The sequence below is a fragment of the Nostoc sp. FACHB-152 genome (assembly GCF_014697475.1).
In the GTDB taxonomy this organism is placed as follows: Bacteria; Cyanobacteriota; Cyanobacteriia; order Cyanobacteriales; family Nostocaceae; genus Nostoc_B.
This window is the reverse complement of sequence record NZ_JACJRV010000027.1, coordinates 61,615-79,513: the sequence shown is the minus strand read 5'-3', so window position 1 is coordinate 79,513 and position 17,899 is coordinate 61,615. Positions and strand designations below refer to the sequence as shown.

Annotated in this window: 15 protein-coding genes; 6 read left to right on the top strand and 9 right to left on the bottom strand. The window is 38.7% G+C overall.

Annotation, left to right across the window (positions count from 1 at the left end; all coding sequences use genetic code 11):
- The first annotated feature begins 156 nt into the window (after nt 1–156).
- Nucleotides 157–387 carry a type II toxin-antitoxin system HicB family antitoxin gene (locus tag H6G76_RS18870; RefSeq protein ID WP_190703822.1) on the top strand — a complete coding sequence of 77 codons (231 nt, stop codon included), beginning with the start codon at nt 157–159 and terminating at the stop codon, nt 385–387.
- 7 nt (nt 388–394) lie between these two features.
- Nucleotides 395–622, top strand: coding sequence for a type II toxin-antitoxin system HicA family toxin (locus H6G76_RS18865; protein ID WP_190703819.1), 228 nt, complete (start codon nt 395–397; stop codon nt 620–622).
- 22 nt (nt 623–644) lie between these two features.
- Here H6G76_RS18865 and H6G76_RS18860 read toward each other — a convergent pair whose 3' ends face one another.
- The 6 genes from H6G76_RS18860 to groES form a co-directional block, all read right to left on the bottom strand.
- Nucleotides 645–1,457 (bottom strand): DUF4351 domain-containing protein, encoded by an 813-nt coding sequence (locus tag H6G76_RS18860; protein ID WP_190703816.1) that lies wholly within the window; start codon nt 1,455–1,457, stop codon nt 645–647.
- Between the two features lie 246 nt (nt 1,458–1,703).
- Complete coding sequence (locus H6G76_RS18855) at nt 1,704–1,985, bottom strand: hypothetical protein (RefSeq protein WP_242056456.1); 282 nt, start codon at nt 1,983–1,985, stop codon at nt 1,704–1,706.
- A 38-nt stretch (nt 1,986–2,023) separates the two neighbouring features.
- A complete protein-coding gene (locus H6G76_RS18850) occupies nt 2,024–4,717 on the bottom strand; it encodes a P-loop ATPase, Sll1717 family (RefSeq protein ID WP_190703810.1) in 2,694 nt (897 codons plus the stop codon).
- Nucleotides 4,718–4,729: 12 nt separating this feature from the next.
- Nucleotides 4,730–5,242, bottom strand: a complete 513-nt coding sequence (locus tag H6G76_RS18845; RefSeq protein ID WP_313934796.1) for a hypothetical protein — start codon at nt 5,240–5,242, stop codon at nt 4,730–4,732.
- 40 nt (nt 5,243–5,282) lie between these two features.
- The gene (gene groL / locus H6G76_RS18840; protein ID WP_190703808.1) at nt 5,283–6,920 is read right to left on the bottom strand and encodes a chaperonin GroEL; all 1,638 of its coding nucleotides are present in this window, start codon (nt 6,918–6,920) and stop codon (nt 5,283–5,285) included.
- Nucleotides 6,921–6,969: 49 nt separating this feature from the next.
- Nucleotides 6,970–7,281, bottom strand: a complete 312-nt coding sequence (gene groES, locus H6G76_RS18835; RefSeq protein WP_062295954.1) for a co-chaperone GroES — start codon at nt 7,279–7,281, stop codon at nt 6,970–6,972.
- 710 nt (nt 7,282–7,991) lie between these two features.
- Here groES and H6G76_RS18830 point away from each other — a divergent pair.
- A complete protein-coding gene (locus H6G76_RS18830) occupies nt 7,992–8,153 on the top strand; it encodes a hypothetical protein (RefSeq protein ID WP_190703805.1) in 162 nt (53 codons plus the stop codon).
- 336 nt (nt 8,154–8,489) lie between these two features.
- Nucleotides 8,490–9,167 carry a response regulator transcription factor gene (locus H6G76_RS18825; RefSeq protein ID WP_190703832.1) on the top strand — a complete coding sequence of 226 codons (678 nt, stop codon included), beginning with the start codon at nt 8,490–8,492 and terminating at the stop codon, nt 9,165–9,167.
- Between the two features lie 7 nt (nt 9,168–9,174).
- On the opposite strand, the gene H6G76_RS18820 is transcribed toward H6G76_RS18825, so the two are convergent.
- Nucleotides 9,175–9,405, bottom strand: coding sequence for a hypothetical protein (locus tag H6G76_RS18820; protein ID WP_190703802.1), 231 nt, complete (start codon nt 9,403–9,405; stop codon nt 9,175–9,177).
- Nucleotides 9,406–9,725: 320 nt separating this feature from the next.
- Here H6G76_RS18820 and H6G76_RS18815 point away from each other — a divergent pair, with 320 nt between their 5' ends.
- Entirely contained in the window at nt 9,726–15,104 is a 5,379-nt protein-coding gene (locus H6G76_RS18815; RefSeq protein WP_190703799.1) for an ATP-binding sensor histidine kinase, read from the top strand.
- A 54-nt stretch (nt 15,105–15,158) separates the two neighbouring features.
- Here the strand turns inward: H6G76_RS18815 and H6G76_RS18810 are convergent, their stop codons facing one another.
- The gene (locus H6G76_RS18810; protein ID WP_190703797.1) at nt 15,159–15,815 is read right to left on the bottom strand and encodes a DUF3386 domain-containing protein; all 657 of its coding nucleotides are present in this window, start codon (nt 15,813–15,815) and stop codon (nt 15,159–15,161) included.
- Between the two features lie 114 nt (nt 15,816–15,929).
- Between H6G76_RS18810 and H6G76_RS18805 the strand changes: the two genes are divergently transcribed.
- Nucleotides 15,930–16,601 (top strand): LuxR C-terminal-related transcriptional regulator, encoded by a 672-nt coding sequence (locus tag H6G76_RS18805; RefSeq protein ID WP_190703795.1) that lies wholly within the window; start codon nt 15,930–15,932, stop codon nt 16,599–16,601.
- 279 nt (nt 16,602–16,880) lie between these two features.
- Here the strand turns inward: H6G76_RS18805 and H6G76_RS18800 are convergent, their stop codons facing one another.
- Nucleotides 16,881–17,579: a nuclear transport factor 2 family protein gene (locus H6G76_RS18800; RefSeq protein WP_190703794.1), complete on the bottom strand. Its 699-nt coding sequence runs from the start codon at nt 17,577–17,579 to the stop codon at nt 16,881–16,883.
- Nucleotides 17,580–17,899: the final 320 nt, after the last annotated feature.

Genomic DNA, 17,899 nt, shown 5'->3' with positions numbered 1-17,899 from the left:
AGAAGAGCTTATGGTTTAACTAACTTTGATAATTTTAGAAGAAGAATTCTACTCAATTGGTATTTCTGCTACTAATTTATCATATCTAGTCTGGGAGAGCCAAAAAGCGATATGATATTAATTAATCCTTCTAAAAAGTAAAATTTCTATACGCCAATGGAAAGATTATTAAATATACAGATAGAAAAATTACCAGAAGGTGTTTATTTAGCAACATCTGACGAGCTTCAAGGTTTAGTAGCTCAAGGACGAACAGTTGCTGAAACTTTAGAAATTGCTCGTGACGTAGCGCGTAAGTTAATTGAAGCACAGTCTTTAAATAAAGAACCAGATTATTTGCTACCAATAGCCGAGCAATTTAACTATCCATTAATAATAAGTCAGTAGTCAAATCATGGGTCGCCTAGCAGGATTTAACTATAGACAAATTATTAAAATTATAAAAACATTTGGCTTTGTTTTTTATCGCCAAGCCGCAGGTAGTCACGAAATTTGGTTTAATCCTGAAACTAATCGTTACACTACTATTCCCAATCATTCTGGTGATATGCCAGAGGGGACATTACGCGCAATTTTAAAGCAAGCAGGTATTGAGCCAGATGAATTCCTTGAGCATTCTTAGGAATGAACGTATCGTATCTGTATTAACCCTGACTTTGCTGGTTTAACCAAGTTTCTAAATCAGCAACTTCCGAAAAATCTAATAACGCCTCTCCCAATTCTTCCAACTGATCAGCTGTTAAACTACTAACTTGTTCAATTAATGGTGTATTTAACTCACTAAAACGCCGTTTAAGCTGACGGCTAATCAGTTTCAATGCTTCCTTTTGAACAATATCTTGATAAATTACAGAGTCTTTCATGATGTCCTCCCGTAATAATTGACGAATCAAATCTTTTTCAAATCGCAAACCCGCTAAAATTTCTACGCAACCAGCAATATTTTGTCGTTCTTCCCTATCGGAAATTGTAGCGACTTGTTCAGCTACTTGTGCAAGCAATCCTGGCGGTGAGTTAGTTCGAGTGAGAGTTGCTAACGGTAAAAGTGCAGGATTTGCCAAAAATTGCGCTGATTCTTGTTCCCATAAGCGCACAACTCGATAGTAATGAATTGTTGTGTCGTCTCGATATTCCTCAGTGAATGCTACTTCGTTAGTAGTTTCTTGGAGAAATATCAATACTTGTACTACAGGGCATCGATATTGTCGCTTCAACCTCACAGAATAATCAAGCATTCGGAAGTTAAGCGCAGGAGTAGAAGTTGTTATAGTTTGAAATTCAATATGCAAAATTCGGTTGTCTGTACGCAGAAACGTGACAGAATCAGCGCGAATTGGTTCAAGTGTTAATTCAGTTTTTAATACTTCAATTTGTTGTGCATCTACACCCAGTAACCAGCGCACAAACTCTGCTGGATACTGTTCTGCTAAATATTTACAAGCGTTATCGTAACTCAAAACTTATTTTTTTAAACAACAATAAAATTTAGTTTATCTGAAAACTTATGCTTTTAATTACGCCAAATTTTTATAAGTGCGTCTTGATGTTTGTGACTAAATTCTAAAATTATCACTATAATTTTAGAATTTTATAAATAATTATAATGTCGATTTGTTAGCTACTAAATTCTTGCAATTTTAAGTTGAGTGCAGCATTTTGTTTTAATGATCTGAAACAATATTAGTATCTAATAAATAACCCATCTAACCTCGTTTTACAGCTTCATCAAAAAGTTGCATTTGCTCAGGAGTAAAATCATTGAGCATTCCTGAAACTAAATGCAAAGATAAAATACTTTTAACTCGTTTTGTTAATTCCTCTTCAGGAATATCATTAACATCAGGAACAGAGCTTGGGTCAAAAGTACGATTAATTACTTCAACCATTTCCTTTTTATTTAAGTGTTCTTGATAAATAGGATTATTATCAATTAAATTAGTCGCAATTGCAGGTAGTTTTTGAAAGTTAGATTTAGAATTAATCATAGTCATGGATAAAATATGGTATTACCGTAAAAATATTCTTACATAGCACCTTGTCGTATCATTTCAAAACCATATACATATATATCAGCCACCTTATAGCATTTTCGTGTTTCGCGCCATTCAATAATGCCAATTTCACTCAAAAAAGAAACAAATTCTTCAAAGTCTGCTATATCATGTGCTGACTCTCTCCATACTTCTTGTAATTGTTCTTTAGGCAAGAAGGCTGACACATTTTTAAGGGAATCAAAGAATTTAATTAAATCAGGATATTCTTCTTTGATTTCTTTGCAGCGTTTTTCTGATGCTTTCTGCAACCCACTTTCTAAAGATTTACTTCGCAGTAAACGGTCTGTAGGTGGTTGAATTGATGATTTTCCTCGATAGGTTAATTCATGTTCTTTTGCTCCTTCTAATAATATGCTTAAACTTCTAGGAAAGGTAGTACCGCTTGAATCTGTTAATCTTTCATAAACCCATCTGGATACATATTTAGCTTTGTCTCCTTTTCTGCGGCGGCTGCCCCAAAGTAATTCTAAGGCTTTATCAAGAACTTCTTCACTAGCTTGGTCAATACTTTCAACAGCAACAGGAGAAAATCTATCAACTAAATCCTTGAAAGATTCAGATTGTATTACTTGACGTAGTGCTAATCGTAAAAAGTCAACCCTAGTCCACTGTAATATAATATCTCGTCCATTGAAATGACTTCTATTGTCAAAAATTAAGCGATTCCATATATCTTCTCTTAAGAAAATTTTAAATCTAATTTCTGTTAATCTTTTAGCATCACAAGATTGAACTAATTGAAATAGACCAGTAAGAGCGTGCTGTCTTACTCCCCCTACTTCACGAAAATCTTCATCTAAATCATCGTAAAGTACCCATAATTTTTGGTCATTATTCTTAAGTAATTCATTAATAATATCTATAGCATCTTTAACTAAGAGCCTTAATTCAGAATTAGTGGATAATAGTAGCAAAGCTTGAGTGTACTCAGACTGCCATTTTTCTGTAGGTAAATTATTAAGTATTTTTTTTAATTCACTAAACTTGGTACCTTTCTTTCCTTTAGGAAAAGTCAATAAATTTTCCTGATAACATCTAACTAGTAAATAAGCTCTCCAGAAAGATTCCCATGTACCACTATTTTGCTGCAAATTTTGATCGATGATTTGGAATTCATCACGAGATAGGCGACTGTTTTGAAATCTACCGTGTGCTGACAAAAATCTGGTATTGTCTAAACGTCCACGCGCTAATTTTTGAGCAACATTTTTGTGCTGAAGAAAAAGCCAATATAGTGCGGTTTTACCTGTTCCTTTTCTTCCTCTGATTAAACAGGTTGTATCATCTAAAAATTTTTCAAAATCAGTGGTACGCTGAAATAATAGACCCCATTTCTGTTGAGTATCAGCAGCATTTACTTCAGAAAATTGTAGGCTTTCAATAATTGCCCACCGCTTCTCTGAATTAATTAAAATATTTCTGCGCTCGATTTCTTCAGTTTCTTCATCAATCCAGTTAGCAATTTGATTATAGTAATCTAGAAAAGATGCTACAGGATAGCTATCTGCAAAAGCAATTGGTGTAAAGTAAGGAATTATTAAAGGCTTTTCTTTTGAGGTTTGATAGTTGTCAAAATCTAGCTTATCTTCATCTGTTTCAGAATTTTTATTTATTTCTGCGTTTATTTTGTTGAGTAATGATTTCCAAATATCATTTATCTTTGACACAACAGCTTTATTATTACTGTCAAGTACAGGGGAAAAAACAAAATTAATGGATAAATTATTGAGACTTTGTAATGATTGTAAAAGAACTTCTATTCCTTGTTTATTTTGCTCATTAGGAAAAAGAAAAACAATCGCTTCATCTGCTGCTTGAATTAATGATAAAGCTCCCCATTGATTAATTCCAGTTCTTGAATCAATTAATAAAATATCTGGCTTCAATTGTTCGTAAATTTCTTGCTTAAAAATAGACCATAGACTTTGATATCCATCGATAATAGTATTAGCATGGAGATCATCAACCTTAGAGACATAATCAAGATTAAGAGAACCAGCAGGAACAACAAATAATCTCCCTGTAGCGTTAGGAATTTTTACTTCACCAAATATTTCAGCAATTGAAATGCTCGGTTCTACTCCTTCTGGTAAGTAGGAACGCTCATAAAAATAGTCAACAATTCCATATTTTGGTTGTGGTTTGAGGTTGAATGCTGTACTTAATCCGGGTGCTTCTAAATCTAAATCCACAGCTACAACTTTACGGCCACGCATTGCCAAAATTGAAGCAACATGGGTTAATGCAGTGGTTCGACCTACTCCTCCTTTAAAAGAGTAAAATGTAATGGTTCTGGGTATCTGAGGTTCGCGCTGGGTATGTTGAGGTTGATTTTGGGGATTTGCTGCTTGAATTGCTAAATCTTGCCAAGTTTGTATAGAAGCTGGATTAAAAACTTGTGGTGCTGAAAGATTTAGTGAATCCGCTTCCTGCGGAGTATATAAAGAAATAAACCCAGGAGATAAATGAGGAACTTGTGATTTAAGTAAGTTATGAATTTGTTCTTTACGTTGAGGAATAGATAAATTGGCAAAATTATTACTCACAATCGTCAAATTCAATAAACCTGATGTCGAAATATTTAAATCAGCCCATTCTTGTAAATTATGTACATACTGGTTTATAATTTGCTGTTTTAACAAAACTTGCCAATTTTCCTGCATTTGATCACCTCTTTAAAGTTGAGTAGTTTGCTTCTGTAACCACCCCTTGAGAATCTGATAGGCTTTGAACCAACGTTTGTAACTTTCATCATCAGGCTCAAGGCCAGAATAACGCATATCGATAAAATTTTGGCTGTTTGGATTTTCTACTTCATCAAGCCACTTTCGCACTTGAGGAAATTTATCAATTCTAGATTTAAGTCGATTGTGCCGATTTAATGCTTCTGTATAACTATGTCCTGGATTAGTAATTGTATGCCCAGGATTATTAGAATCTGTTTTCCATTCCTGAGTTGCAGCCTTTGGTAAGGTAGCAAAAATCATAGCTTTTAATAAACACTCAATCGTTATGCCTCCAAAGTGCATAGCGGCTATTCTTCTTTCCGATTCCTTTTTACATAATATTTCAGTATCAAGGTGACGCTGCATAAATGCGGCTTGGTAATCTTCCATATTTGGCGAACTTTTTGTTATTTTCTCATTTAAAACACTAGAATCTTGGCATAAAAAAACAGCCGCCTCCACAAGGGAAGCAGCTGTTTTTTATTTAAGTGACTACAGAGTATTAGTAATCGAAGTCACCGCCGCCCATACCAGCACCAGCAGCAGGAGCAGCATCCTTGGGTTCTGGCTTGTCAACAACGATACATTCTGTTGTCAACACCATACCCGCGATAGAAGCAGCGTTTTGCAAAGCAGAACGAGTTACTTTAGCGGGGTCAACGATACCAGCAGCCAACATATCTACAAATTCGTTGGTTGCAGCGTTGAAACCGATGTTGAATTCTTTCTCTTTAACGCGTTCAGCAATTACAGCACCGTTCTGACCTGCGTTTTCAGCAATTCTCTTCAGAGGTGCGGGCAATGCACGAGCGACAATTAAAGCACCAGTCAACTCTTCACCTGTAAGCTTGCCGTTTGCCCACTCTTCTAGTTGGGGAGCGAGGTGAGCGAGAGTTGTACCACCGCCAGGAACGATACCTTCTTCTACCGCAGCTTTGGTAGCGTTGATAGCGTCTTCTAAGCGCAGTTTCTTATCTTTCATTTCGGTTTCGGTGGCTGCACCAACTTTGACTACAGCTACACCGCCAGCCAATTTAGCCAGACGCTCTTGTAATTTTTCTTTATCGTAGGAAGATTCGGTTTCTTCCATTTGACGGCGAATTTGTTCGATGCGGGCTTTAACGCCAGCTTCGTTACCTTCAGCAACAATTGTGGTGTTGTCTTTGGTGATGGTGATGCGGCGAGCTTTACCTAAACCGTCGAGCTTGGTATTTTCTAGCTTCAGACCAGCATCTTCAGTGATGAGTTGACCACCGGTGAGGATAGCGATGTCTTCTAACATAGCTTTGCGGCGATCGCCAAATCCAGGAGCTTTCACAGCAGCTACGTTTAGTACACCACGCAGGCGGTTAACAACCAAGGTTGCCAAAGCTTCTTTTTCAATATCTTCAGCAATAATTACCAAGGGTTTGCCTTGACGTGCAACTTGCTCAAGTACAGGTACTAAATCTTGTACCAAAGCTATTTTCTTATCGGTTAGCAGGATGTAAGGATCGTCAAATACTGCTTCCATCCGCTCAGGATCGGTTGCGAAGTAGGGAGAGATGTAGCCTTTGTCAAAGCGCATCCCTTCGGTGATTTCCAATTCGGTGGTCATGGATTTCCCTTCTTCCAAGGAAATTACACCTTCTTTACCCACCTTATCCATTGCTTGGGCAATCATCTGACCGACTTCATCGTCGTTACCGGCAGAGATAGAACCAACTTGAGCAATAGCTTTGGAATCTTCTACAGGACGAGCGTGTTCTGCAATTTTCTCGACCAAGAAGGTGGTAGCTTTATCAATACCGCGCTTCAACAGGATGGCGTTAGCACCAGCTGCAACGTTACGCAAGCCTTCTTTAACGATCGCATGAGCCAATACGGTCGCGGTTGTGGTACCATCACCCGCAGCGTCGTTGGTTTTAGAAGCAGCTTGACGAATCAAAGCAACGCCAGTGTTTTCAACGTGGTCTTCTAATTCAATTTCTTTAGCGATGGTCACACCGTCATTTACGATTTGCGGTGCGCCAAATTTTTTCTCTAGAACTACGTTACGACCTTTGGGGCCGAGGGTTACAGCTACAGCCTCAGCTAAGATGTCCATGCCTCGCTCTAGGGCGCGACGTGCGTTTTCGTTGTAAATAATGCGCTTTGCCATAGTTGTTTAGCTTTTAGTTACTCAGTTGTCATTTTTCTGTCAAATTTGACTAGGCAACGATTGCTAGAATGTCTTTTTCAGACAGCAGCACATATTCGTCGGTGCCGAGTTTAACGTCAGTGCCAGCGTACTTGGAGTACAGCACTTTGTCTCCTACTTTGACTTCCAATTCTTGACGGCTACCGTCGTCATTACGCTTGCCAGCACCAAGAGCAACAACTTCCCCTACTTGGGGCTTTTCTTTGGCGGTGTCAGGCAGATAAAGACCACCTGCGGTCTTTTCTTCTGATGCGCTTACTTTTACAAAAACGCGATCGCCCAAAGGTTTAACTGTAGATACGCTTAAAGATACAGCTGCCATACAAATTTCTCCAGAGTTAGCACTCTCAACTCCTGAGTGCTAATTTACCGAAGGAAAGCCTGCAATGGCAACATTTGCTTATGTACGGGTTCCCGAACAGTGGGAGGAGACAGGGGGCAGAAGGCAGGAGGCAGAAGGTTAATATACAGACGTAATACACTTGAGTCATTGCTGTTTTCTCTCCCCTGCACCTCTGCTCCCTTGCCCCTCTGCCCTTCTTTTCCCCATTTCCTATTCCCCATTCCCTATTCCCCACCCTCAGTAATCGGAGGTTCACTTAAGTATAAGTACCTAATTATGTTTAATTTTCTGATTTCCTTCCGTAAGTTACGAATATTTTTATATGGTCAACTTTATTTGCAAAGCTTGGAAATTGTTATAGAACAGTAAACAGGGATCTGAATCATGAGTAACAATACCAAGATTCAAAAAACCACCACATCGACAAACCCATTAAATATGTAGACGACTAAAAAACCTTAAGTAATTGTGTAAAAACTTTAGAAATTGCAAAAATTCAGCGACATATTTTTATGTATGCTGACAACACGCTTGCTATCTGCGGTTGACAGCAAGATAGTAGGGAATCCTGGGAAAGCTGAAATCAGCTATTTCAAAACTAAAACTTGATTTAGCACCATGAAAGTTTTCCTGGCTGCATCTTGACAATTCAAAACAATTGCTTGCTAGTTTGTTGTTCTAGACAGATAATGGTTGTCTGCTCAGATGGTGGTGTCTGGTATCGCCAAGCAAATTTGCAAGTTGTTGAGCGGATCATCGAAACATACTTGATCAGCATAATGGTGGTGGAAGAATTTGCATTTTTAACCCATCTTTGCCGGAAAGTTACCTACTTGCTTGTTAACATCTGATAAGGCTTCACATCCGCAGGATATAGTAAAGCAGTAAGCTGATGAAAGCGCGGGTTGTGATAAAGCTAGGGTCATCTGAAGCCAATACTTACTTTTGAATGGAAGATGATTATTATTTAATCAGTGTTTTTCCACCCGCTACTTTCAAAGCGATATATAATAGCGCATTATAAATACTACTGCTCTACGTATCCTTACCGGACTTTTGCCGATGAGCTAGTGGTCTTAAATAAGGTGATAACCGCTTTTGAGACTTCGAGGAAGCAAAGGCAAGTTAAGTGGGAAAAACAACATCTCCATGATCCACCATATTAAGGATAACCATTCAAAACCTTGATGGACCGAAGCGCGACAAGTGCCACTGCTATGAAAGAGCCCAGCATGAAAGATCACAAACGCCTTCTACTGATTGATGATGACCCTAACCTCATCTTGCTGGTGAAGGATTACTTGGAATTTAGAGGATATGAAGTCGTCACAGCTGAAAATGGACGCGAAGCTCTGGAGATTCTAGAGCATGACGTTCCAGATATGATCATCTGTGACGTGATGATGCCGGAAATGGACGGTTACACTTTTGTAGAACAAGTCCGGCAAAACGAACGCACCAGTTGGATTCCTGTTCTCTTCCTCTCAGCTAAGGGACAAAGTGCAGACCGAGTGAAGGGTTTAAATAAAGGTGCTGATGTTTATATGGTCAAGCCCTTTGAACCAGAAGAACTCGTGGCACAAGTAGAATCTTCCCTGAAACAAACCATCCGTTGGAAAGAACACCAAACCAAAGGAGGAGAAAACGGTTCTCGAATTCAGGTTCCCTTCGATGTGCAGTTAACCCCAACTGAACTAAAAGTAGTACAGTTCGTGGCTAGGGGTTTAGCTAACCGAGAAATTGCTGAAGAATTAAATGTCAGTCAGCGTACAGTTGAAAGCCATGTGTCCAATATGTTGGGCAAAACCAATCTCCATAACCGCACTGAATTAGCGCGGTGGGCGATTGAAAATCAAATGGCTTAAAAAGCTTTCAGCATTCAGCCGTCAGCTTTCCACTGTTTAACTGACCGCTGATAGCTGAAAACTTTCTTGCTGCTACTCCAGAGAATAAATTGGTAAAAATATTCTTCTGAGAGTAGGTTTTGGTAGATAAGGTGCTTCCTATTAGCCAAGCTGCTTTTTGCAAGTTAGAGAAGAAAGCCGCTAACTCCAGATAAAATGTGCCAATCTCAGCAGTATCGCACCCTATCAAAAAATCCATTTATCACACGGTAAGTAACATCAGCAGCCATTACTGTCTAACGTGGTGTAAATGATAGTTCTTAGTTACACGCATCAGTGCTAAGACATAACAACAGCGCGAAAATTGTGAATCTTGCATCAAATTCACTGCATCACTCTACCCAAAGATTAAAAGCGATCGCCCTAACATTAGTGCGATCGCTTTTAGTTTGAATAAACACGATTTTCATACGGAAGCGCACGTTTTATCAAGTTTTTTCCCACTTGACATTTGTGAACTTACTTGATCATTTTGGGCAAACTAAAACCAGAATTTGTCAAGATTGTGGTGATAAAATCATGGCTTCAGTAAGTATTCCTGGATATAAAGTAAACGAAGAACTCTACAAAGGTTCTAGAACAAAAGTTTATCGAGGATATCGAGAAACTGATCAAAAATCTGTAGTGATTAAGCTGCTGAAAAATGCTTATCCCAGTTTCCATGAACTCTTGTCATTTCGCAATCAATATACTATTGCCAAAAATCTCAATTCACCTTTGATTGTTCAAACCTATAGCCTCGAACCCTTCCAAAATGGCTATATGTTAGTCATGGAAGACTTTGGTGGAATTTCTCTTAAGGAATGGGGAGTCGGGAAGAAGTTACAGGAGTTTTTAGAAATAGCGATCGCACTCTGCAACACACTAGATATACTCTACCACGAGCGCATTATTCATAAAGATATTAAACCCGCCAATATATTAATTAATCCCGAAACCAAACAAGTTAAATTAATCGACTTTAGTATTGCCTCTTTATTACCACGAGAAACACAAACACTCGTCAATCCCAATATATTAGAAGGGACACTAGCTTACATTTCTCCCGAACAAACAGGGAGAATGAATCGCGGGATTGATTATCGCACAGACTTCTATTCGCTCGGTATAACTTTTTATGAATTACTCACAAGCGAATTACCTTTTGCGTCAAATGACCCAATGGAATTAGTGCATTGTCACCTTGCTCAAACAGCACCATTAGTACATGAGATTAATTCCAAAATTCCTGCGGTCATTTCCAGAATTATCAGCAAATTAATCGCAAAAAATGCTGAAGATAGATATCAAAGCGCATTGGGATTGAAACACGATTTAGAAAATTGTTTAGCGCAACTCCAAAAAACGGATAAGATTGAGAATTTTGAAATAGCAACAAGGGATGTGTGCGATCGCTTCCTCATTCCTGATAAAATCTATGGACGGGAAACTGAAGTAGAAACCCTGCTGCAAGCATTTGATAGAGTCAGTCAGGGTGCAACAGAAATGATGCTGGTAGCTGGGTTTTCAGGGATTGGTAAAACTGCGGTTGTCAACGAAGTGCATAAACCAATTGTTAGACAACGCGGCTATTTTATCAAAGGTAAATTTGACCAGTTTCAACGTAATATTCCCTTCAGTGCTTTTGTGCAAGCATTCCGGGATTTAATGGGGCAATTATTAACAGAAAATGATGTGCAAATCCAGCAATGGAAAAATAAAGTTTTAGATGCTGTTGGTGAAAATGGTCAGGTAATTATTGAAGTCATTCCTGAACTATCAAGAATTATTGGCGAACAACCACCAGCAATAGAGTTATCAGGAACGGCGGCAGAAAATCGCTTTAATTTATTATTTCAGAAATTTACCCAAGTCTTTACTAGTGCATCACATCCATTAGTAATATTTTTAGATGACTTGCAATGGGCAGATTCGGCATCGCTCAAGTTAATGCAGCTATTAATGGCTGATACAAGTCATCTTTTCATCATTGGTGCGTACCGTGATAACGAAGTCACTCCAGGACATCCATTAATGTTGACTTTGAGTGATATTCAAAAAACTCAAGCCACAATCAATATAATAACTCTAGCACCACTGAGTCAAGAGCAAGTCAATAAGTTAGTTGCTGATACTCTAAAATGTACAGAAAATTTGGCATGGTCTATTTCGCAATTAATCTATCAAAAAACCAAAGGAAACCCATTTTTTGCTGTCCAGTTTCTCAAAGCATTACATCAAGATGGATTAATTCATTTTGATTTTGAGTTGGGTTGTTGGCAATGCGACATTACCCAAGTGACAACTCAAGCAATTACAGATGATGTTGTCACTTTTATGGGTTTTCAATTGCGAAAACTACCGCAATCTACCCAAGATTTATTACAGTTAGCAGCTTGTATTGGCAATCAATTTGATTTAGCAACTTTAGCAATTGTTTCTGAAAAATCAGAACTTGAGACAGCTACTGCTTTGTGGAAAGCATTACAAGAAGGATTGATTTTGCCGATAGGAGATGTTTACAAGTTTTATATCGGGCAAGAAAATCAAGCACGTACATTGGCAAATCAACAGAATGTTACATACAAATTTTTACACGATCGCATTCAACAAGCGGCCTATTCTCTAATTCCTGATGACCAAAAACAGATTACTCATCACCAAATCGGACAACTGCTTCTCCAACAGATTTCCCCAACAGCTAGAGAAGAAGGCATTTTTGAAATCGTTAATCAGTTAAATTACGGTACTACTCTAATTACCCAGCAAGCAGAAAAAGAAGAATTAGCTCAACTCAATTTGATTGCCTGTTGCAAAGCCAAAAATTCCACCGCTTATCAAGCTGCGGGTGAATATGCCAAAGTTGGATTATCTTTGTTAGGAAATAAAGCTTGGCAACAGCAATATGAAATGAGCCTCGCTTTCCATGAATTAGCTGCGGAAATTGCTTCTTTATGCGGCGAATTTGCAGTAATGGAACAGTTGGTTGATAGTGTTATCGAACAGGCACACTCTTTGCTAGAAAAGGTCAATGTCTACTGCATTATAATTCAGTCTTACGTCTTTCAGAATAAACCATTCGATGCCCTTGATGTCGGACAAAAACTTCTGCAACAGCTTGGCGTAACTTTTCCTGAATCACCCACACCAGTAGATCTGCAACAGTCAATTCAAGAAATTAAAGAATTGATTGGAGATAGAGAAATTGCAGATTTAGTTGATTTACCTGTAATGACAAATCGGGAAGTCTCGGCAATTATCCAGATTGCTAGTAATCTCATCCCACCAGCATACAACTGTGGTTCTATCTTTTGTCCATTACTGATGGCGTTGTCAGTTAAATTATCCATTCAGTATGGAAATACAGTAACTTCTGCATTTAGTTACGCTAACTATGGCTTCCTTCTATGCAATCTTTTCCAAGATGTAGATACAGGAACAAAGTTTGGTCAATTATCACTGCAAATTATGTCCAAATTTGATGCTAAAGCTATTAAACCAGAAGTGCTTCTGGTGCTAGGAGCTTTTGTTCTGCATCGCAAATCTCACATCAAAGATACCCTCCCACTTTTGCAAGAAGGCTACGTAACTGGTTTAGAAGTTGGCAGCACGAAGTTTGCTGGATATCATGCCCGTACTTTTTGTAACGCTTCTTTTTGGAGTAATCAGCCTCTTGCTACCGTAGAACAAAATGCTCGTGCTTACTACAATGGATTGATGCAACTTAACCAAGCGGCACTAGCTAATCATTGTCGCCTTGCTTGGCAGTCGGCATTAAATTTGCTGGGTTTTGGGGAGCATTCTTGTATTTTATCTGGGGAAGTTGTACAAGAGACAGAACTTCTGCCGCAGCTAATCTCTGATAATGATGTAACTGAGTTGTGTGTGTTTCATTCATACAAACTTATGCTCAATTTCTTATTTGGTGAAATTGAGCCAGCGCAAAACCATACTGTTGAGTGCAGTCGTTATTTAACTGCTGCTAAGGGCTTAGTATACGAGCCAGCGTTTTATTTTTATGATTCTTTGATTGCTCTAGCAGGTTTAAATTTGCAATCAGAACAACTATCAGAGGTATTGCAACGGTTAGAGCAGAACCAAACTCAACTACAACACTGGTCGCAATATGCTCCGATGAATTATCAACATAAGGTTGATTTGGTGGAAGCAGAAAAATGTCGAGTGTTAGGAAAAAAAGCAGAAGCCAGTGAATTATATGATCGGGCAATATCTGGAGCTAAAGCCAACGAATATATCCAAGAAGAAGCACTGGCTAACGAACTGGCTGCTAAATTTTACCTAGATTGGGATAAACAGCGCATCGCCAGGGAATATATGATTGCAGCATACTACGGCTATGCTCGCTGGGGTGCAAAAGCCAAAGTCGCTGATTTAGAAAAATGCTATCCCCAATTACTCGCTCCAGTATTACAGCAAACCCGTTCTCCCCTTTCGACCCAGGAAACTATCTTCGCCGTGGGGACTACTGTTACTTCTACAAGTTCTGCGACTTCTAGCACCAGTATCTCAAATACCTTAGATTTAAAAGCTGTTCTCAAAGTTTCCCATACTATTTCCGGTGAAATCGAACTAGAAAAACTGCTCTCATCATTGCTTTTCACGGTCATGGAAAATGCGGGAGCTGATAAATGCGTGTTAATGCTGTTGCGAGACGATCGCCTGTTAATTAAGGGTTCAATTACCCAAGGAACACAGCCAGTTGTGTTACAAAGAATTCCGATTGAGGAGAGTCAGGATATTCCCCACAAGCTAATTTATCAAGTGAAGCACAATAATCAAACTGTTGTGCTAGTGGATGCAACAGAAGATCCGCTTTTAGCCAATGACCTGTATATTGTGCGTCAACAGCCAAAAAGTATCTTGTGTAGCCCGATTTTGCATCAAGGCAAGTTGATGGGGATTTTGTATCTGGAAAATAGTTTAGTTACGGGGGCGTTCACGAGCGAACGCATTGAACTACTGAATTTACTTTGCGCCCAAGCCGCCATTTCCCTAGAAAATGCTCGACTTTATGAACGTTCTCAGGAATATGCCCAGCAGTTAGAACAGGCATTACAAAACTTGCAAAACGCTCAATTACAAATGATCCAAAGTGAAAAAATGTCTGCTTTGGGTAACTTAGTTGCTGGTGTGGCTCACGAAATGAATAATCCTTTGGGTTTTATTTCTGCTAGTCTTCAACAAGCTAAACCCACCATTGCGGATATTTTTGCACACTTAAAACTATATCAAGAAACTTTTCCTAACAAGAGTGAAGAAATCGAAGACCATGCGGATGAAATCGATTTGGAATATAGCTTATCAGACTTTCCAAAAATGCTTGATTCTATGACTTTGGCTTGCGATAGGCTAAAAAACATCAGCACTTCACTCCGTACTTTCTCCCGTGCCGATCGCGATTACAAAGTGCCGTTTAATATTCACGAAGGTATTGATAGCACCATTCTCATTCTTAAGCATCGTCTGAAAGCTAACGAACAACGTCCTGCTATCGAAGTTGCCACTAACTACGGTAATTTACCGCAAATTGAATGTTTTCCTGGGCAATTAAATCAGGTGTTTATGAATATTTTGGCTAATGCTATTGATGCTTTAGAGGAGTCAAATCATGGACGAAACTTGGCAGATATTCAAGCTTTACCCAATCGCATTACTATTACCACTTCCATAGCAGATAGTCTCGTCAAAATTGCTATTGCTGATAATGCTAAGGGGATGAGTCCAGAAGTTAAAGAAAAAATCTTTGACAATTTATTTACTACCAAAGCTGTCGGAAAAGGGACGGGGTTGGGATTGGCTATAGCAAAACAAATCGTCGAAGAAACACACGGTGGAAAATTAACTTGTTACTCTGTTTTAGGTGAGGGTACAGAGTTTTTGATTGAAATTTCAGTTTGAAGAAGAATCTAGAAGTCAGAATTCAATTCTGTATTCTGACTCTTAAACTCTTTATTAAGCAGCCGCAGGTTCCAACAACTTAATATTCGAGAAAACAAATTCTTGAATATTCAGATTTCCGTTGACTTCGGTGCGAATTTCCCGACGGTTGAGAATGAAGTATTTACCTACCTTTTCATATTCATCGGTAAATTCACTTCTACCACCCTTTTGTTCGCCAGTCTTGGGGTCACGGTAGATAGAATCATAAGTGTGAGACAAGTAACCTTCGCCAGTTTGGTGGCTGCTGAAGGTGTTAATGGTGACGAAAATACCATGAATTTGACGGTGAACAAGGCAAACTTCGTTATTGCGGACTTTATATTTATCGCCAGCAGCCTTACCACCAACTAAAATCTCGACTGCATCAGTTAAGTCGGTGTCACCATAGCTAAAGGTGTTTTCGCCGTGGGTGGCTTCAAAGCTGCGGCGGATACGGTGAATGGCAATTTCCCAAGCTTGACCGTGGATGGCTTTTTGTACGGACTCGTCTTCTACTTCCAGAACTTCCGCCTTGAGTTCAGCATTGATGATTACTTTACCTGTAGTAACTTTATCGTCGTACTTATAGGTAACATCTGCGGTGTAACCGGGGAATTTATTATCCCATGTGTAGCGGTTTTCATAAGCAGCCCGGAAAAGTTCCTGAGCAGAGAGTTTTGTAACTGTCATGTGCTTCTCCTAGCGTATCCAGTAATAAATAGCGTTTTATTGTTGCTGGTATTAGCATAGAAGTAATTGTTGAGTAGAGCATAGTCCCCAATGGGGTACACTTTGGGTACACTTATGGCTAATTCTCTTCATGCTGTATTTGGTGCGATCGCTAGTGTCCGTAATGAGCAAGAGCTGCATCTCGCTCTTAAGGATAAGATTAGCGAGCATTTTGGCGTACAGCATTGGGGTATTTATCTTTTAGATGAACAAGCACCAACTGAAATTGATGTTCCTGCTATTCCCGCAGTATGTTTGGAGGGTAATCCTGTTGGACGTTACGTAGTTGAGCGTCACGCTCCCGCCCATGAGCAATTATTATTATCCCCAGGAGACTGGAAACATTTTTGCTCTCGTTCTGACCACGAACACGTCATGACTGGGCCAATTGTTTGCGATGGTCAGTTGATAGGTACATTACACTTAGCACGCGATCGCGGCAAGCCTGCCTTTGATGGCAACGACTTAGCTGACTTGAGTGCTGTATGCTTGCATTTGTCAGCGAAACTTGCCACTTTACGGGCAAAACCCACAATTTCGGCTTCACCTTTAGTTAGTCGCCTCACACCACGCGAGTTAGAAATCGCTGAGTTGGTGGCGCAGGGTTTAACTAATGCCGAAATTGGTGAGAGACTCTGGATTACGCAAAACTCTGTGAAGCAGGCTTTAAAGCGGATGTTTCGCAAGCTAGAAGTGTCAGCCAGGGCGGAGATGGTGGCGAAGTTACAGGATGTTTTGGTTTCGTAGAGAATGTTTGTCAAGTCTAAATCAATACTATCCTCGGCGATTGGAAATCGCACCTATACAGGCAAAACCCGCCTGCGCGGGTTAAAAACTTTGATTTTTCCTCAGTCCGCACAGGCGGACTTAGTTTATGTAGTAGCGAATTCTATTCGCCCCATACTTTTAAAACAGACTCTTAGAGAATGATCTGCGATCGCACTTACCAAACAAAGAAAAATTTAATTCTATTAAAATTAGAAACCACAGGCTAGATTAAATCAAACCTGTGGGGTTGAATTGGTATTATTTGTTGGAAAGAGGTATATATGGTCTATGTGGTTGTTTCAAGCTATTAGTAGAAGTTTCAGCAGTAGAAAAATTAGAAACAGCCGCACTAGACTTAGAAGAATCTGACTCAGAAGCACCAGGAGAAGAAAGGTTTAAGAAATCGATGAGTGTCAAAGTACGACGGCTAATTTTCCAACTTCCTTGTTTATTTACAACTTCGTCTACATATGTACCGTTAGCAACATCAATGCTAGTGTCTGAAAGCTTGTGAGTTGCATGGAGATATGACGACATAGATGCTTTATTGTTCTGCACTGAAATATTGACTGTCCCTATCAAATGCTGTGTAGCTTGGTATCCATTTGCCTGAAATACCGCATAGACGAAATCTGCCCAATTATTTGCACCATATCTTGTTTCACTCGCTCCACTAGGAAAAACAGCAGTGATTGTTGCATCTGGAGTAAAACAATTTTGATAAATATTTTTTCCTTCTTGCAGGTTTCCTCTGCCAATAGCATCAGTTCCTAAAGCGTAGCAGTTTGCCAATTCTTGAATTTCTGATTTTGCATTGGGTGTAGATGCACTTGCTAGTTCAAATTTACCCCCTAAAGCTAAAACCATTACTATGGCAATTACAATCAAGCTTAAACGTTGTAATACCAATGAAATATTTTTATATACTACTTGCTTACTTCCTTTTATTTTTTCCATGTAATTACACCCGTACTTTTATTAGCAATGGACACAAATGAAGTGATTTTAAATAAAACTTTTAGCCCAATTTGATAATGCATTTAATATCAAATATCTAAAAGTTACTTAAAAATTCACTTAGAAATTTTACCTATAATGTTTATAACAATTCATCCAGAAAAAGTAACTGTTAAATATAACGATTTTGTCATTAAATAAGAAGTTGTTAACAGTAGTCAAAATTCTGTAAGTTCTCAGTAAAAACTCTTTCTATTTATAAATATTTTATGAATTTGTATAATTTGAATAAATTTAATTATAAAAATTAAAAAATATAT